This window comes from Streptomyces sp. NPDC004266 (assembly GCF_042874095.1).
GTDB lineage: Bacteria > Actinomycetota > Actinomycetes > Streptomycetales > Streptomycetaceae > Streptomyces.
In genome coordinates this window covers 74,723-88,029 of sequence record NZ_JBIAMM010000005.1, presented here as the reverse complement: position 1 = coordinate 88,029, position 13,307 = coordinate 74,723, and the positions used below count along the sequence as shown (strand labels likewise).

Annotated in this window: 15 protein-coding genes; 7 read left to right on the top strand and 8 right to left on the bottom strand. The window is 73.3% G+C overall.

What is annotated here, in order from left to right:
- The first annotated feature begins 27 nt into the window (after positions 1-27).
- Positions 28-1,242, top strand: coding sequence for a CaiB/BaiF CoA transferase family protein (locus ACFYUZ_RS14070; protein WP_389308711.1), 1,215 nt, complete (start codon positions 28-30; stop codon positions 1,240-1,242).
- A 105-nt stretch (positions 1,243-1,347) separates the two neighbouring features.
- Here the strand turns inward: ACFYUZ_RS14070 and ACFYUZ_RS14065 are convergent, their stop codons facing one another.
- Complete coding sequence (locus ACFYUZ_RS14065) at positions 1,348-1,620, bottom strand: hypothetical protein (RefSeq protein ID WP_389308709.1); 273 nt, start codon at positions 1,618-1,620, stop codon at positions 1,348-1,350.
- Between the two features lie 321 nt (positions 1,621-1,941).
- Between ACFYUZ_RS14065 and ACFYUZ_RS14060 the strand changes: the two genes are divergently transcribed.
- Positions 1,942-2,910, top strand: coding sequence for a protein kinase (locus tag ACFYUZ_RS14060; protein WP_389308707.1), 969 nt, complete (start codon positions 1,942-1,944; stop codon positions 2,908-2,910).
- On the opposite strand, the gene ACFYUZ_RS14055 is transcribed toward ACFYUZ_RS14060, so the two are convergent.
- Entirely contained in the window at positions 2,894-3,700 is an 807-nt protein-coding gene (locus ACFYUZ_RS14055) for an SGNH/GDSL hydrolase family protein (protein ID WP_389308705.1), read from the bottom strand. The genes ACFYUZ_RS14060 and ACFYUZ_RS14055 overlap by 17 nt on opposite strands.
- 211 nt (positions 3,701-3,911) lie before the next feature.
- Between ACFYUZ_RS14055 and ACFYUZ_RS14050 the strand changes: the two genes are divergently transcribed.
- On the top strand, positions 3,912-5,012 hold the full coding sequence (locus ACFYUZ_RS14050; RefSeq protein ID WP_389308703.1) for a DUF5925 domain-containing protein: 1,101 nt from the start codon (positions 3,912-3,914) through the stop codon (positions 5,010-5,012).
- A 19-nt stretch (positions 5,013-5,031) separates the two neighbouring features.
- Here the strand turns inward: ACFYUZ_RS14050 and ACFYUZ_RS14045 are convergent, their stop codons facing one another.
- Entirely contained in the window at positions 5,032-5,406 is a 375-nt protein-coding gene (locus tag ACFYUZ_RS14045) for a GntR family transcriptional regulator (RefSeq protein ID WP_030691233.1), read from the bottom strand.
- A 74-nt stretch (positions 5,407-5,480) separates the two neighbouring features.
- Between ACFYUZ_RS14045 and ACFYUZ_RS14040 the strand changes: the two genes are divergently transcribed.
- Positions 5,481-6,401: a GNAT family N-acetyltransferase gene (locus tag ACFYUZ_RS14040; RefSeq protein ID WP_389308701.1), complete on the top strand. Its 921-nt coding sequence runs from the start codon at positions 5,481-5,483 to the stop codon at positions 6,399-6,401.
- The gene (locus ACFYUZ_RS14035) at positions 6,382-6,861 is read left to right on the top strand and encodes a DUF402 domain-containing protein (RefSeq protein WP_389308699.1); all 480 of its coding nucleotides are present in this window, start codon (positions 6,382-6,384) and stop codon (positions 6,859-6,861) included. Before ACFYUZ_RS14040 ends, ACFYUZ_RS14035 begins: the two co-directional genes overlap by 20 nt.
- Here ACFYUZ_RS14035 and ACFYUZ_RS14030 read toward each other — a convergent pair.
- From ACFYUZ_RS14030 to ACFYUZ_RS14015, 4 genes are all read right to left on the bottom strand, one after another.
- Entirely contained in the window at positions 6,858-7,268 is a 411-nt protein-coding gene (locus tag ACFYUZ_RS14030) for a DUF6299 family protein (protein ID WP_389308697.1), read from the bottom strand. The two genes, ACFYUZ_RS14035 and ACFYUZ_RS14030, sit on opposite strands and share 4 nt — an antisense overlap.
- Before the next feature lie 138 nt (positions 7,269-7,406).
- Complete coding sequence (locus ACFYUZ_RS14025) at positions 7,407-8,897, bottom strand: tripartite tricarboxylate transporter permease (protein ID WP_389308695.1); 1,491 nt, start codon at positions 8,895-8,897, stop codon at positions 7,407-7,409.
- 3 nt (positions 8,898-8,900) lie between these two features.
- A complete protein-coding gene (locus ACFYUZ_RS14020) occupies positions 8,901-9,407 on the bottom strand; it encodes a tripartite tricarboxylate transporter TctB family protein (RefSeq protein ID WP_389308693.1) in 507 nt (168 codons plus the stop codon).
- Entirely contained in the window at positions 9,404-10,387 is a 984-nt protein-coding gene (locus tag ACFYUZ_RS14015) for a Bug family tripartite tricarboxylate transporter substrate binding protein (RefSeq protein WP_389308691.1), read from the bottom strand. The genes ACFYUZ_RS14020 and ACFYUZ_RS14015 overlap by 4 nt, the downstream gene beginning before the upstream one ends.
- A gap of 134 nt (positions 10,388-10,521) precedes the next feature.
- Between ACFYUZ_RS14015 and ACFYUZ_RS14010 the strand changes: the two genes are divergently transcribed.
- A complete protein-coding gene (locus ACFYUZ_RS14010) occupies positions 10,522-11,190 on the top strand; it encodes a response regulator (RefSeq protein WP_389308689.1) in 669 nt (222 codons plus the stop codon).
- A gap of 123 nt (positions 11,191-11,313) precedes the next feature.
- Complete coding sequence (locus tag ACFYUZ_RS14005) at positions 11,314-12,303, top strand: lytic polysaccharide monooxygenase (RefSeq protein ID WP_389308687.1); 990 nt, start codon at positions 11,314-11,316, stop codon at positions 12,301-12,303.
- Here the strand turns inward: ACFYUZ_RS14005 and ACFYUZ_RS14000 are convergent.
- Complete coding sequence (locus ACFYUZ_RS14000) at positions 12,300-13,169, bottom strand: esterase/lipase family protein (RefSeq protein WP_389308685.1); 870 nt, start codon at positions 13,167-13,169, stop codon at positions 12,300-12,302. The two genes, ACFYUZ_RS14005 and ACFYUZ_RS14000, sit on opposite strands and share 4 nt — an antisense overlap.
- Positions 13,170-13,307: the final 138 nt, after the last annotated feature.

Genomic DNA, 13,307 nt, shown 5'->3' with positions numbered 1-13,307 from the left:
GCGCGCCGGGGCGGTAGGCAGACGGTCATGAACACTCAGCCCCTCCCCCACGGCGCCCAGCCCCTTCCCCTCGCCGGGATCACGGTCGTCGCCGTCGAGCAGGCCGTCGCCGCGCCCTTCGCCACCCGCCAGCTCGCCGACCTCGGCGCCCGCGTCGTCAAGATCGAGCGCCCCGACGGCGGGGACTTCGCCCGGGGGTACGACACGGCCGCCCGAGGGCTCGCCTCGCACTTCGTGTGGTGCAACCGCGGCAAGGAGTCGGTCGCGGTCGACCTCAAGGACCCCCGGGGCATGGCGCTCGTCCGGAGGATGGTGGCCGGCGCCGACGTCTTCGTGCAGAACCTGGCGCAGGGCGCGGCGGCCCGCCTCGGCCTCGACGCCACCACCCTGTGCGCGACGCACCCGTGGCTGATCGCGGTGGACGTCTCGGGGTACGGCGCGGAGGGGCCGTACGCGCACAAGCGGGCCTACGACATGCTCGTGCAGTGCGAGGCGGGGCTCGTCTCGGTCACCGGCACGCCCGGGCAGCCCGTCAAGTCGGGGATCCCGGCCGCCGACATCGCGGCCGGGATGTACGCCTTCTCCGGTGTCCTCGCGGCCCTCGTCCGGCGCGGCGCGACGGGCCGGGGCGGCCCGGTGGAGATCTCCCTGCTCGACTCGCTGGCCGAGTGGATGGGGCACCCGCTGCACCACGGGATGCACGGAGGTGCGGCCCCGGCGCGCACGGGGCTCGCGCACGCGGTGATCGCCCCGTACGACGCCTATCCGACGACGGACGGCCTCGTCCTGCTCTCCGTGCAGAACGACCGGGAGTGGCGGCGGCTCGCCGAGCGGGTCCTCGGCCGGCCCGAGCTGGCCGACGACCCGGCGTTCGCCACGAACACGGCGCGGGTGGCGGGGCGCGCGGCGACGGACGCGGTGGTCGCGGCGGCGCTCGCCCCGCTGACGGCGGCCGAGGCGCTGGCGCGGCTGGACGCGGCGGGCATCGCCTGCGCCCGGCTCAACTCGGTCGCGGAGCTGGCGGACCACCCGCAGCTGACGGCGCGTGACCGGTGGCGGGAGGTGGAGTCCCCGGTGGGGCCGCTGCGGGCGCTGCTGCCGCCGATCGTGTTCCCGGACGCGCCGGAGCCGCGGATGGACCGGATCCCGGCTCTCGGGCAGGACACGGACGAGGTGCTCGCCGAGCTCGGGGTGCCGGAGGCGGAGGTGAAGGAGCTGCGGGACGCGGGGGTGATCGCCTGACGGGGAGCGGGGCGGACCCTCCGGGCGACGGGCAGGTCCCGGGCACGACGGAGCGCCGGACGGGCGGGGACACGTCCGGCGGGGTCGCGGTCGGGGCCCTGGGGGCTAGTGGCGCGTGCCGAAGAGCGAGCGGCGCAGGCGGCGGAGCGGGGCGAAGAGCGAGACCCGCGCGCTGCGGCTGCGGTGGCTGTGCACCGGCACCTCGCGCGTACGCGTCGTCAGTTCCCGCATGAGCAGCGTCGCCTCGGCCGCTTCGCGCTGGGGCACGGCGGGGCCGCCGAGCACCGCGAGATGGCGGTCGAGCCGCGAACTGGTCGCGCTGCTTCCGCAGGTGATGGCAGGCACTCGCGGCCTGCTGCGCATTGCTATCTGTTCCATGTCACTCCCCACCCGTACAAGGGCACCCGGCCCGGGCAGGTTAACCCTATCGCTCCATCGTGACACCCGTGTATCCCGGCGGCGGGATTCACCGCACTCGTACGGGGGTTGACGGTGACCGTCCGAATACATCTGATTCCAGGGCGAGTTGGACAGCACTCGAACACCTGCCGAACCATCACGAACCATCCTGCCCTCCGGACCGCCGTCCACGGACACGAGGGCGGGTGTGATCTCCACCACCAAGATCGTCCGGACCGTCCCGCACGGCACCCGCGCAGGACCGGAGCCGGGAGGGCGCCCCTCGGCTACCGTGGATCCATGACGGTGATCGCGGGTCGTTACCGGCTGCTCGACGTCCTCGCCGAGGGGGCGACGGGCACCGTCTGGCGCGCCCTGGACGAGACCGACCGCCACGAGGTGGCGCTCAAGGAGTTCCGCGCCCCGGCCGGGCTGCCGGCCGACGACATCCCCCTGCTGTACGCGCGACGGGAGCGCGAGGCGCGGGCCGCCGCGCGGATCTCCCACCCCTCCGTCGTACGGGTCCTCGGCGTGGTCACCGAGGACGGCCGGCCCTGGGTCGTGACGGAACTGGTCCGCGGCCTCACCCTCGCCGAGACCCTCGACGCGGACGGCCCGCTGCCCGCGCGCGAGGCGGCGCGCGTCGGCGCCGAGGTCCTCGCCGGCCTGCGGGCCGCCCGGGAGGCGGGCGTACCGCACCGGGGGGTGGGGCCCGGGCAGGTGCTCCTCGCGAACGACGGGCGGGTCGTCGTCACCGGCTTCGGCGGCGCGCCGGACGGCTCCACGGGCCCCGGGGCGGGCCTGCGCTCCCTCGGGGCGCTCCTGGAGGCGGCGGCGGACGACCGGTCCGGGCCGCTGGGCGCCGTGATCGACGAGCTGAGGGGCGAGGAGCCCGCCGTGACGGCCGACGAGGTCGAGCGGGAGCTGCGCCGGGTGGCCTCGGGCGGCACGCCGAGGACGGAGGCGGAGCCGGTCGAGGCTTCCGCCCCGCCCCGGACCGGCCGTGACGACGAGGGCGACACCGGCACGCGGGCCGGGACACCGCCGGCACCGGCCCGGCCGTCGGAGCGGCCACGGACGGCGCCCCGCCGGGGGCCCGTCCTGGTGGCCGGGATCGTCGGGGCGCTGCTGCTCGCGGGGGCGCTGGTGTATCAGGCGGTACGGGACGACGGACCGGGCACCGGGCCGGGGCCGGGCGGTGTCACGAGCACCGCTCCGACGGGGCCCGGCGCCACGGGCACCGGCGGACCGGCTACAGCGCCCCGTTGAGGGTGGGCAGGTAGCCGCCGGACTGCCCGGCGGCGGTGGGGTGGTACGACTCGCCGATGTTGAGCCAGTTGACGCTGTGCAGCCAGGCGGAGCCCGAGCAGATCTCGTGCCCGGTGAAGGCGGGGACGACGCTGGCGAAGGTGAAGCCGTGGTCGGCCGCGCGCTTGGCGGTGGCCGCGTTGAGGTAGTCGGAGGCGTTGTTGATGGCGCTGCGCTCGTTCTCGCTCAGGCCGGCGATGCAGCTGCCGCTCAGCTGGTAGAAGCGCGGGTAGCCGATGACGACCACATGGGCGGCGGGCGCCTTGCTGCTGATGGCGTTGTAGACGGCGTCGAGCTTGCCGGGGAGCGTGCTGTCGACGTAGGCCTTGGCCTGATTCACGCGGTTGATGCAGGTGGACTCGGACTGCAGCACACACGTCGTCATGACGTCGGCGAAACCGGCGTCATTTCCCCCGATCGTGATGGACACCAGGTCCGTGGCGGCCGAGAGGGGTCCGAGCTGATTCGCGGTCACATCACCCGTTCGGGCGCCGGAGCAGGCGGTGAAAGCGAAGGAGGAGGGGGCGTTGGCGTTCTTCCACAGGACCGGATACGCCTTCGTGGAGCGCTTGCAGTCGCCGCTGGCACTGTCGTAACTCCCGGAGCCGACACCGGAGGAGTACGAGTCCCCCAGGGCCACGTAGTCGAGTGCGGCGGTCTCGGCGGCCCGGGCCGCGCCCGTCCCGGTGAGGGCGAGGACGGCGCCGAGGAGGAGCGAGGACGAGAAAGCGGCAGAACGGGACAGTCTCATGGAACCTCCCTGTAGCAGGATCTCTGCGCTACCAGGTAGTAGCATCGGATCCGCCCCGCCGGAAGTGTTCATGTCAAAACTGGGGATGAACACCTGCCTATCCCCCGTCAGGAACGGTCGAGATCAAGCCACTTCGGGAAGCCGGACGACCGGCGCCGCGGCAGCCCCAAAACCCGGTGCGCGGCCCCGCCGGTTGCCCGATCATGGGCGCATGTCTGACACCCCGTCCGTACCGCCCGCCTCGCTGCCCGTCGTCGTCAACCTCGACGACGGCGACTCCCCGGGGGACGTCCTGGACGCGCTGTTCCTCGACCGCTTCGCGACCGGCGAGCAGCCGCACGCGCACAGCACCACCCTGGACCGGGCCAGGCCCGACGCGACGCTGCTCCCGGAGGGGGCCAGGGTGTTGCGGGCGGCGCGGGACGACGACCGCAGTGCGGTGCTCGCCGAGGGCGAAGGGTGGACGATCCTCTCCTCCCGCTGGAACCGGCGCGCGGACGTGACGGTCACGGCGACCGACCCAGAGCTGGCGAAGCGGATCCTCGCCGAGGCCACGGAAGGGGCCGAGGACGAACCGGAGCCGGAGCCCGAGGACGTGACGATGGGTTTCTGGTACGTGGCCCCGCAGCGCGGCCCACGGCGCATGACCCGCCGGATCAGCGCCGGGACCTGGGAGGAGGTCCGGCCCAACTACTCGGCGTCGGTGGCCGACGCGATGGACGGGCTGATGAAGGTGACCCCGGAGGACATCACCGGCCGGCTCCTGCTGCTGCACGGCCCGCCGGGCACGGGCAAGACCTCGGCACTGCGGACGCTGGCCCGGGCGTGGCAGGACTGGTGCCAGGTGGACTGCGTGCTCGACCCCGAGCGTCTCTTCAACGACATCGGCTACCTGATGGACATCGCCATCGGCGAGGACGAGGGCACGTCGAAGGAACGCTGGCGGCTGCTGCTCCTGGAGGACTGCGACGAGCTGATCAGGGGCGGGGCGAAGCACACGGCGGGTCAGGCCCTGTCACGGCTGCTCAACCTGACGGACGGGCTGCTCGGCCAGGGCCGCAACGTCCTGGTCGGGGTCACCACCAACGAGGACCTGGAGCGGCTGCATCCGGCGGTGGTCCGGCCGGGCCGCTGCCTGGCCCGCATCGAGGTCGGGCCGCTGAGCCGGGCCGAGTCGGCGGAGTGGCTCGGCCGCGAGGAGGACGTGCCGCGCGAGGGCGCGACGCTGGCGGAGCTGTTCGCGCTGCGCCGCGGCACGCCCTCGGCGGACCTCCCGGAGCCCCGCACGGCGGGGGCGGGCCTGTACCTGTAGCGTTCGGAGCCGGGGCCCGTCAGTCGTCGTACGCCGCCCGCAGGGCCTCGTTCAGTGCCGCCTCCGCGGCCTCGCGGCTGAGCCCCAGGCGGCGTGCCTCCTCGACGTACTGGGCGGCGGCGGTGGCGGCCCGGCGGGTCGCCGCGTCACCGGCGGCGGCGACGAAGGTGCCGTGGCGCCCGCGCGTCTCGATGACTCCGTCCGCCTCCAGGGCCTTGTACGCCTTGGCGACCGTGTTCGCGGCGAGGCCCAGCTGCTCCGCGAGCCCCCGTACCGTCGGCAGCTTGTATCCGACCGGCAGTCTGCCCGACCGGGCCCGCTCCGAGATCTGGGCACGCAGTTGTTCGTAGGGAGCGGTGGTGGATCCGTGGTCCACGGCGATGGTGAGTGTCACCCGGCCGATTCTGCCCCCACCCCCCACGAAAATGGGAGGCGGCGGTGCGTCGGGCGCCCGTAGCGTGCCACCACATGACTGTGATCGTCCGTGATGTACGGCCCGAGGACGCCGAGGGTTTCGCCCGGGTCCGCCGGGCAGCGCTTCCCTTCCTGCTCGCGACGCCCGAGCAGTTCGTCTTCGACTGGGCCCACGCCCATCCCGACAGCCATGACCGCCCGCTCGTCGCCGTCACCGAGGCCGACGGGATCATCGGGACCGCCCAGGTGGGGATCGCGCACGACGCGCCGCGGCCCGGGATCGGCTACGCCAACGTGTACGTGGACCCCGCGCACCCGGGTCTCGGCGCGGGGACGCTGCTGCTGCGCGCCGCCGAGGAGCACCTGGCCGAGCGGGGGGCGCGGACCGTGTACAGCTGGGCCCTGGACGAGCCGGAGAACCACACCTGGGCGGAGCGGCGCGGTTACGCGCCCAGCCGCTCCGCGCACTTCCTCCGGCTCGATCTGACGGCCGGACTGCCGCCGCTCCAGGAGCCGCCGGCCGGCGTCGAGCTGCGCACGGCCGAGGACTTCGCGGCCGACCCCCGGCCGCTGTTCGAGCTGGACGCGGTGACGACGGCGGACGAGCCGGGCGACGTGGGCGCGGAGCTGGACGACTACGCGCACTGGCGGGAGACCACCTGGGAGCATCCGCTGCTCGACCGGGCGCTGACGACGGTCGCGGTGGTCGACGGCGTACCGGCGGCGTTCAGCGCGGCGCAGACGGACGGTCGGGGGCGGTACGCCTCGGGGATGACCGGCACCGCGCCCGCGTTCCGCGGCCGGGGGCTGGCGAAGCTCGCCAAGAACACCTCGCTGCACCGGGCCAGGGCGGCGGGCTGCACGGAGGCGTTCACGGGGAACGACGCCGGGAACGGCCCGATGCTGGCGATCAACGAGTGGTTCGGTTACGAGGTCGGCGCGACGGAGGTGCGGTATGTCCGGACGATCGGTTGAGATCACCCTGACGAAGGCGGGCCGGACGAAGATCCGTTACCCCGCCGAGGTGCTGGCCGAGGAGGGCGCCCGGCTCTCGGTGCGGGCCCCGTGGGCGGCCGAGGGGGTGCGGGACTTCGGCTTCGTGCGGTTCGAGCCCGGTGACGTGTTCGTGGAGCACTACTGGCGCGACCGCTGGTTCACCGTCAAGGAGGTGTGGTCGGCCGACGGCGCCCTGAAGGGCTGGTACTGCGACATCACCCGGCCGGCCGTGATCGACGGCTCCGGGGTGGTGGTCGAGGACCTGGACCTGGACCTGTGGGTGTCGGCGGACGGCAGCGAGGTGCTGCGGCTCGACGAGGACGAGTTCGCGGCGAGCGGTCTCGCCGCCTCCGACCCGGAGGCGGCGGCCCGTGCCGTGGTGGCCCTCGACGAGCTGGAGGTACTCGGCCGGGAGGGCCTGATCGAGCTGCTCGCCTAGCGCAGTTCGACGTCCGCCTGCTCGGCGGCGAGGAAGCCCGGCAGCGGCAGGCCCGACGCTCCGGCCGTGAGCTGCACGAGGGTGGCCTCCACCCGGGCGGCGCCCGGGTGGTAGGCGGGCTCCTTCACGACGGCGCTGTTGGTCCACGTGTGGAAGTGCCCGTCGCAGACGGCCCGGGTGCCGCCGATGCCGGTGGAACGGCTCCCCTGCTTGAGGGTGGAGCTGACGAAGACGGGCCCTTCGCTGTCGTCGAGGCAGCGGTACGTGCCGGAGACGGTGACCGTGCTGTCGGCGCCGACCGTGCCGTACTCGTCGACGGTCAGGCCGTCGGCCCCTCCCGCGTGGGCGAGAGGGGCGACGGCGGCGGTGAGCAGGGCCGCTGCGGTGAGGACGAGTCGGACGCGCATGGGGGTCCCTTCGGGGTGGGGGGAAGGTGCTGCCCGCCAGGCATACCGGATCAGGTCGCCGGCCGTCCGAATCTCACCCCATCGGGGGCGAGTTGGACCGGTCGCCGCACATACGGTCGTACGGTCCTCCCGCGCGCCTCAGGCCGTCGCCCGACGACCGGCCGCCCTCCTCACCAGCGGCCAGGCGAGCAGCACGAGGACGACCGTGTAGACGGCGACCGAGAACGGGGTGTTCACCAGGCCCGTCAGGGAGCCGTCGCTGATCTGGAGGGCGCGGCGCAGCTGCTGCTCGGCGGCCGGCCCGAGGATGACGCCGATGACGGCCGGCAGCACCGGAAGGCCGTAGCGCCGCATCCCGAGGCCGATCAGGCCGATGACGAGCAGCACGACCAGGTCGAGTGCCTCCCCGCCCACCGCGTAGGCGCCGACGGCGGCGAAGAAGAGGATGCCGGCGTACAGGTACGGGCGGGGGACGCGCAGCAGCTTGGCCCAGACGGGGGCGAGCGGCAGGTTGAGCGCGAGCAGCAGCACCATGCCGACGAACAGCGAGGCGATCAGGCCCCACACGAGCTCGGGCTCCCGCTCGAAGAGCAGCGGGCCGGGCTGGATGCCGTACTGCTGGAACGCTGCCAGCATCACGGCGGCGACGGCGGTCGTGGGCAGGCCGAGGGTCAGCATGGAGACGAGCGTGCCGGCGGCGGAGGCCGAGGCGGCGGACTCCGGTCCGGCCACGCCCTCGATGGCCCCCTTGCCGAACTGGTCCCCGTGCTTCGAGAGCCGCTTCTCCGTGACGTACGAGAGGAAGGTCGGGATCTCCGCGCCGCCGGCCGGGATCGCGCCGAACGGGAAGCCGATGAGGGGGCCGCGCAGCCAGGACTTCCAGGTGCGCCTGACGTCGTCCCGGCCGAGCCAGGGGCGGCCGACCGGGATGGCCTCCCCGGCTGTGCGGCGCAGGTGCGCGGCGACCCAGAGGGCCTCGCCGATCGCGAAGAGGCCCACGGCGACGATGACGACGTCGATGCCGTCGGCGAGCTGGAGCGAGCCGAAGGTGAGGCGCTGCTGTCCGGTCATCTGGTCGAGTCCGACGAGCCCGATGGTGAGGCCGACGAGCAGGGAGGCGAGGCCGCGGATGCGGGAGGAGCCGAGGACGGAGGTCACCGCGATGAAGGCGAGGACCATGAGGGCGAGGTAGTCGGGGGCGCCGATGTCGACGGCGAGCGCGGCGACGGTCGGGGCGAGGACGACGAGCAGGGTCGTGCCGATCATGCCTCCGGCGAAGTGGCCGACGGCGGCGGCCGCGAGGGCCTGTGCGCCGCGCCCTGCCTTGGCCATCGGGTTGCCCTCGATGGCGGCGACGACGGCCGCGCTCTCGCCGGGGGTGTTGAGGAGGATCGAGGTGGTGGAGCCGCCGAACATGGCGCCGTAGTAGATGCCGGCGAACATGATGAACGCGCCGGTCGGTTCGAGTCCGTAGGTGACCGGGAGCAGCAGGGCGACGGCCATGGCGGGACCGATGCCGGGCAGGACGCCGATGGCGGTGCCGAGGAGCACGCCGACGGCGGCCCACAGCAGGTTCATCGGGGTGAGGGCGGTCCCGAAGCCGTCGATGAGGGAGCTCAGGGAATCCATGGGTCAGATCACTCCCATCAGCGGGCCGCCGGGCAGCGGGACGCCCAGCAGCTTGTCGAAGACGGCGTAGGTGAGGAGCGAGAGGGCGGCCGCGATCAGCGGGTCCCGGTGGAGGTGCCGGCTGCCGAGGGCGTGGGCCGCGCCCCAGAAGAGGAGGGCACCGGCGATCGGGAAGCCGAGGGGGCCGATGAGGACGGCGAAGGCGAGGAAGACGCCGGCGAGGAGCAGGACGGTGCGCCGGTCGGCGGGTTCCGTCAGGTCGACGTCCTCGCCGCCCTCGGCCTCGCCCCGGCCGCCGCGCAGCACGTCGGCGGTGAGGAGGACGGCGACGACGAGGAGGCCGCAGCCGACGACGAGGGGGACGGTCGCGGGTCCGACGGGACCGCGGCCGGCGAGGTCGGCGTCGAGGGTGAGGGCGTCGGTGAGGACGAGGACGCCGAGGAGGAACAGGAGGGCGCCGACGCCGAGTTCGGAGCGTCCGCGCAGCAGGTTCTTGAGCGTCGTGTTCACAGTCCGAGCTCCTTGAGGACGGAGCCGACCCTACGGTCCTGCTCGGTGAGGAAGGCACCGAACTCCGCACCGGGCAGGAAGGCGTCGTTCCAGCCGTGGGTCCTCAGCGACTCGCGCCACTGCGGGGAGCCGTGCAGCTCGGTCACGAGGGCGACGAGCTTCTCGCGCTCGGCGTCGGAGAGGCCGGGCGGGGCGACGATGCCGCGCCAGTTGGTGAACTCGGTGTCGAGGCCGGCCTCGCGGAGCGTGGGGGCGTCGAGGCCGGGGACCCGCTTCGGTCCGGTGACGGCGAGCAGGCGCAGCTCCCCCGCCTTGATCTGGTCGAGGTACTCGCCGACGCCGGAGACGCCGAAGCCGACCTTGTCGCCGAGGATGGAGGCGAGGAGTTCGCCGCCGCCGTCGAAGGGCACGTAGTTGACGTCCTTCGGCGCGATCCCGGCGGCCTGTGCCATCAGCATCGGGGCGAGGTGGTCGGGGCCGCCGGGCGAGGAGCCGCCGCCGACGGGCAGCTTCCCCGGATCCTTCCTCCAGGCGGCCAGCAGCTCCTGGATCGTCTTGTACGGGGAGTCCTTGCCGACCACGACGATGTCCTGCTCCTCGGTGAGCCGGGCGATCGGGGTGGTGTCGGCGAGGGTCCTGGGCGTCTTGTTGGTGTGGACGGCGCCGACGACGCCGAGGCCCATGGACATGGCGAGGCGGCCGTTGCCGCGCTCGCCGACGAGCCGGGTGAGGCCGACGGTGCCGCCCGCGCCGGGCAGGTTGAAGACCTCGACGTCGCCGGTGAGACCGGCTTCCTCGGCGTTCTCGGCCGCGGTGCGGGCGGTGATGTCGTATCCGCCGCCGGGGGTGTTGGGGACCATGAAGCGCAGGCCGGGTATCGCGGTGCCGGTGTCGGAGCCGGTGCCCGGGCTGAGCAGCGGCGGGCCCACGAGCACCAGGAGAGCCGCCCCGAGGAGGGCGAAGGGGGTGCGCAACCGCACGTGTGCCGCCTCTCAAGCAGGAGGGAAGGGGGGTGTGAGGTGGCCCACATGTTGCCCTCGCGTTAAGAAGCTGTCTCTCTTCCGCAATCAACGGACGTTGTGGTCGTTGTGGTCGGGACCTAGCGTGGGTCGGCGTGACGAAGGTGCTGGTCGTGGACGACGACTTCATGGTCGCCAAGCTGCACTGCCGCTACGTGTCGGCGGTGGCGGGCTTCACCGTGGCGGGGGTCGCGCACAGTGGTGCCGAGGCGCTCCGCGCGGCCGAGCGGCTCCGTCCCGACCTGGTGCTGCTCGACGTCTTCCTGCCCGACATGGACGGCGTGCGGGTGCTGCGGGAGCTGCGCGCGGCCGGACTGGGCATGGACGCGCTGTTCATCACGGCGGCGCGGGACGTGGGCACGATCCGCTCGGCGCTGCGCGCCGGGGCCCTGCACTATCTGATCAAGCCGTTCACCCAGGCGGCGCTGCACGAGCAGTTGCGGCACGTGGCGGCGCTGCGCCATCGCCTCGACGGGCTGGACGAGGCCCGTCAGGAGGACGTGGACCGGATCTTCGGCTCGCGGCCCCGCGGCTCCCGCGAGCTCCCGAAGGGCCTCGCGGCGCACACGGCGGACCTGGTCGACTCGGTCCTCCGCGCCCACCCGGAGGGCCTGTCGGCCACGGAGTGCGCGGAAGCGGGCTCCCTCTCCCGCGTGAGCGCCCGCCGCTACCTGGAGTACTTCGCGGAGACGGGCCGCGCGGAGGTCACCCTCCGGTACGGCGGCACGGGCCGCCCGGAGCGCCGCTACCGGCGGCTGGGCTAGCTGTTCCTCAGCCGCCTCTTACCTGCGCCTTAACGCGACCCTAAAGGCCACGATCCACGCTTCTTCCGGGGCTAGTTTGCTCGGCAACCCCCCACACCACCCTCGTGAAGGAGTCGTCCCCCCATGGCCTCTCGCCGTACGGCAACAGCCACCGTCACCGCAGCGCTGGTCCTGTCCGGACTCGCCGCGTCTCCCGCTCTCGCGCACGGGTCGATGACCGACCCGGTGAGCCGGGTCGCGGCCTGTTACGCGGAGGGGCCCGAGGCGCCGAAGTCGGCGGCGTGCAAGGCGGCCGTGGCGGCGAGCGGGACGCAGGCGTTCTACGACTGGAACGCGGTGAACATCGCGAACGCGGCCGGACGGCACCGGCAGTTGATCCCGGACGGCGAGCTGTGCAGCGCGGGCAACGACAAGTACCGGGGGCTCGACCTCGCGCGGGCCGACTGGCCGGCGAGCCCGATGGCGGCCGGTTCCCACACCTTCCGGTACAAGGGGACCGCCCCGCACAAGGGCTCGTTCGCGCTGTACGTGACGAAGGACGGGTACGACCCGTCGAAGCCGCTGAAGTGGTCGGACCTGGAGGAGCGGCCGTTCGTGACGGTGACCGATCCGGGGATGCGGAACGGCGACTACGTGTTCCAGGGGACCGTGCCGAAGAAGTCCGGCCGCCATCTCATCTATTCGGTCTGGCAGCGCTCCGACTCCCCCGAGGCGTTCTACACCTGCTCCGACGTGGTGTTCGGGAAGGACAGCGGCGGCGGTACCGGTACGGGCCCGGCGACGACCGCTCCCGCCCCGACCGCCTCCGCGCCCACCGAGGAGCAGATCCAGGACGGCGCGGACAAGTCCACGGTCCAGCACGGCGGACACGGCGGACACGGTGGGCACGGGGGGAGCGGGGAGAACGGGGCGACGGCCACCACCGCCCCCGCGCCCACCGCGCCGGCGGCCGGCGTGCCCGCCCCCGCCGCCGGTTCGGGCTCCGGCACCCAGCTGGCGGAGACGGGCGGCGACGCCACCACCCCGTATCTCGCGGTCGGTGGCGCCGCCGTGCTCGCGCTGGGTGCGGCGGTGCTCTTCGGGACGGGCCGGCGCCGCCGGGCCCGGGGCTAGCCGATCACCGAGAGGCAGGTGGTCGGGGTCGCGTGGGCCGGGTCGAGGGCGTTGGCCACCTCGTGGAAGGTGACCCGGTCCACCGTGCCGATCGCCACGTGCTCGGAGAGGTCGAGCGCGCACTTGTCCTGGATGAGGACGTTGGTGACGTTCGTTCCGGTCAGGAACTGGGAGCGGTACGGGGTGACGACCTCGTCGTACTGGCTCGCGATGACGTGGTAGCGGACGCCCGGCACGGTGTCGCCGCCCTCGTTGAGCTTGGTGATGAAGGCCGAGCCGGCGATCTGGTCGGCGAGGCCGGGGGTCGTGGAGCTGATGACGTCCTCGGCGCCGGGGAAGTACGGCAGGAGCTTGGTGAGGCCGAGCAGGGTGGTGCCGTGGTTGTCGGGGGCGATGCCGACGAGCGTGTTCACCTTCTCGGCCCCGCCGAGGAACTTGAGGTACCAGCGGGGCATCATGCCGCCCTGGGAGTGTCCGACGAGGTCGGCCTCGGGGGCGCCGGTGGCGGCGAGGACGCGGTCGACGTAGGTGTCGAGCTGTCCGGCGGACGCGGCGATGGGGCCGAGTCCGTTGAAGAGGGGCACCCCCGGCAGCTGGCCGTAGTCGAGGGAGAAGACGCAGTAGCCCCGGTTGACCAGGTAGGGCGCGAGGGCGAGCCAGTTGTCGACGGAGTTGCCGAAGGTTCCGTGGACGAGGACGACGGGGCGGGGGTGCGCGGCGGACGGCTTGCAGGCGAAGTCGTTCCAGCCACGGCTGGGAGCGGTGTCGGCCTGGGCGGCGGCGGTGGGGGCGAGGGTGGCGGCGGCGGTCAGGAAGAGCACGGACAGCGCTCTGACGGCGCGCTTCCAGGACTTCGGGGGCAGCATCGGGCGATCTCCTTGCGGCTCAAGGGGAAGGTGGGGGTGCTGTGCCCTGCGGTCCGGACCACAAGTGGGGATGCTCTCCAGCCAAGCTACGCACGGGTAGCCTCGGCTGGGAAGTTACGCGTCGGTAAAAAGTGCTGT

Coding starts and splice junctions, on each gene's coding strand:
- ACFYUZ_RS14065 (WP_389308709.1), bottom strand. CDS start 1,620: ATGGAACAGATAGCAATGCGCAGCAGGCCGCGAGTGCCTGCCATCACC.
- ACFYUZ_RS14035 (WP_389308699.1), top strand. CDS start 6,382: ATGTCCGGACGATCGGTTGAGATCACCCTGACGAAGGCGGGCCGGACG.
- ACFYUZ_RS14070 (WP_389308711.1), top strand. CDS start 28: ATGAACACTCAGCCCCTCCCCCACGGCGCCCAGCCCCTTCCCCTCGCC.
- ACFYUZ_RS14050 (WP_389308703.1), top strand. CDS start 3,912: ATGTCTGACACCCCGTCCGTACCGCCCGCCTCGCTGCCCGTCGTCGTC.
- ACFYUZ_RS14000 (WP_389308685.1), bottom strand. CDS start 13,169: ATGCTGCCCCCGAAGTCCTGGAAGCGCGCCGTCAGAGCGCTGTCCGTG.
- ACFYUZ_RS14025 (WP_389308695.1), bottom strand. CDS start 8,897: ATGGATTCCCTGAGCTCCCTCATCGACGGCTTCGGGACCGCCCTCACC.
- ACFYUZ_RS14055 (WP_389308705.1), bottom strand. CDS start 3,700: ATGAGACTGTCCCGTTCTGCCGCTTTCTCGTCCTCGCTCCTCCTCGGC.
- ACFYUZ_RS14030 (WP_389308697.1), bottom strand. CDS start 7,268: ATGCGCGTCCGACTCGTCCTCACCGCAGCGGCCCTGCTCACCGCCGCC.
- ACFYUZ_RS14040 (WP_389308701.1), top strand. CDS start 5,481: ATGACTGTGATCGTCCGTGATGTACGGCCCGAGGACGCCGAGGGTTTC.
- ACFYUZ_RS14005 (WP_389308687.1), top strand. CDS start 11,314: ATGGCCTCTCGCCGTACGGCAACAGCCACCGTCACCGCAGCGCTGGTC.
- ACFYUZ_RS14060 (WP_389308707.1), top strand. CDS start 1,942: ATGACGGTGATCGCGGGTCGTTACCGGCTGCTCGACGTCCTCGCCGAG.